Annotated in this window: 3 protein-coding genes; all 3 read left to right on the top strand. The window is 33.6% G+C overall.

All coding sequences use genetic code 11. From position 1 onward, the window contains the following. Positions 1-37: 37 nt before the first annotated feature. Positions 38-997, top strand: a complete 960-nt coding sequence (gene pdhA / locus KKC53_07320; GenBank protein MBU2598956.1) for a pyruvate dehydrogenase (acetyl-transferring) E1 component subunit alpha — start codon at positions 38-40, stop codon at positions 995-997. Between the two features lie 73 nt (positions 998-1,070). Continuing rightward, a complete protein-coding gene (locus KKC53_07315) occupies positions 1,071-2,051 on the top strand; it encodes an alpha-ketoacid dehydrogenase subunit beta (GenBank protein ID MBU2598955.1) in 981 nt (326 codons plus the stop codon). Between the two features lie 50 nt (positions 2,052-2,101). Further along, on the top strand, positions 2,102-2,439 hold a 338-nt coding region (locus KKC53_07310; protein MBU2598954.1), incomplete at its 3' end, for a 2-oxo acid dehydrogenase subunit E2.

Here is a 2,439-nt window from a genome sequence, read left to right as displayed (position 1 = left end):
TTAAAATTAAATGATATTTTAAAAATTGGAGATTTAAATGAAATTTACTCCTGAAAAGCTAATAGACATGCTTATCAAGATGTATAAAATCAGATTTTTTGAAGAAAAGGTTGATTATCTTTTTGCTCTTGGTCTTGTTCATGGTACTATGCACCTCTCAATTGGACAGGAAGCAGTGGCAGTAGGAGCAATTTCCACATTAAAACCTGATGATTATATACTTAGTACACATAGAGGCCATGGACATTGTATTGCTAAAGGTGCTGACATTAATCTTATGATGGCTGAATTTTTGGGGAAAGAGACAGGTTATTGCAGAGGAAGGGGTGGTTCTATGCATATAGCAGATGTTGAGAAGGGTAATTTGGGAGCAACTGGAGTTGTTGGGGGAGGAATACCAATTGCATCAGGAGTTGGTTTAAGTATAAAGATGAGGAAAACTGGACAAGTTGTCATATGTTTTTTTGGTGATGGAGCAGCAAATCAGGGGGCTTTTCATGAGTCATTAAATCTGGCAGCTATTTGGAAACTTCCAGTAATATTTCTTTGTGAAAACAATATGTATGGCATGTCTATGTCTGTGGAAAAAGCTTTTGCGATAGAGAATATAGCGAAAAGAGCTGGTTCTTATGGCTTTCCTGGAGAAGTAGTGGATGGTAATGATGTGTTGGCAGTATATAAAGTTGTATTAAAAGCTGTAGAAAGAGCAAGAAAAGGAAAAGGTCCTTCACTGATAGAGTGTAAAACTTATAGATGGAAGGGTCATTCAAAAAGTGATCAAAATCTTTACCGTTCAAAAGAAGAGATAAAATTCTGGAAGATGAAATGTCCTATAAAAAGATTTAAGGAAAAACTAATTGCTGAAAAAATTATCACAAATGAAGAGATAAAAATCATAGAAGAAAATGCAAAAAATATTATAGAAAAAGCAGTGGATTTTGCAAAGAACAGTCCAGAACCGTCTGTTGAAGAAATCTTTGATGGCGTTTATTCATAAAAATGTTTTCAACAATTTTATTTAATTAAAATATTTGTCTTGATTAAGAAATATTTAAGGGAGTAAATTCATAATGAGAGAGATAACATATGCAGAGGCGATAAGGGAAGCACTTCGTCAAGAGATGAGAAGAGATAAAAATGTTTTTCTAATTGGTGAGGATCTCGGGATTTATGGAGGTGCATTTGGAGTGACATATGGATTATTAGATGAATTTGGAGAAGAAAGAGTAAGAGATACACCTATTTCTGAAGCAGCAATTGCTGGTGCTGCTTTAGGTGCTGCTATAACTGGAATGAGACCTGTAGCTGAAATAATGTTCATGGATTTTACTACTATAGCAATGGAGCAGATAGTAAATCAAGCTGCAAAGATAAAGTTCATGTTTGGTGGAAAAGCAAAAGTTCCCATGGTAGTAAGAACTCCTGCAGGATCAGGAACTGGAGCTGCAGCACAACACTCCCAGAGTTTAGAAGCCTGGTTTATACATGTTCCTGGATTAAAAGTTGTAATGCCGAGTACTCCATATGATGCAAAAGGGCTATTAATTTCTTCAATAAGAGATAATAATCCTATAATTTTTATTGAACATAAGTTACTTTATAAAACAACTGGGGAAGTTCCTGAAGAAGAATATGAGATTCCATTAGGAGTAGCAGATATAAAAAGAAAAGGTGAGGATTTAACAATTGTCGCTACTTCAATAATGGTTCAAAGAGCAATTTCTGCATCAAAAGAATTGGAAAAGGATGGAATAAGTGTTGAAATAGTGGATCCAAGAACATTAAAGCCTTATGATAAAAAAACAATAATCGAATCCGTTAAAAAAACAGGTAGAGCAATAGCTATTCATGAAGCATGTAAAACAGGTGGATTTGGTGCTGAAATCGCTGCAATGATTTCTGAAAGTGAAGCATTTGATTATTTAGATGCTCCAATAAAAAGATTGGGTGGTTTAGATATTCCAATACCGTATAACAGAAATCTTGAAAGGCATGCTGTTCCTCAAGTTGAAGATATTATAAATGCAGCAAAAGAATTAGCTGGTAAATAAATCATTTATTTTACATAATATTTTTTTATTATTCTAAAAGGGGATATTAAATGTATGAAGTTATAATGCCAAAGTTAGGAATGACTATGGAAAAGGGTTTAATAGAAATATGGTTGAAGAAGGAAGGAGATTATGTAGAAAAGGGTGAACCCCTACTTGAAGTTATGACTGATAAAGTAACTATTGAAGTTGAGTCATTCCACAATGGATATTTAAAAAAGATATTGGCAAAAGAGGGAGAAGAGATTCCAGTTACAGAAGTAATTGCATATATAGGTGAAAAAGATGAAAAGATATCAGAGGAAATTATCAAGGGAATGATTAAAGAAAAAGGTGAAGAAAAAATTGAAATAAAAAGGAGAGAGGAAGAGAAAGTTTTAGCATCACC

The organism is Actinomycetota bacterium (genome assembly GCA_018830725.1).
Taxonomy (GTDB): domain Bacteria; phylum Actinomycetota; class Humimicrobiia; order JAHJRV01; family JAHJRV01; genus JAHJRV01.
Note: the sequence above shows the minus strand (reverse complement) of the source record. Positions and strands in the feature narration are given on the sequence as shown.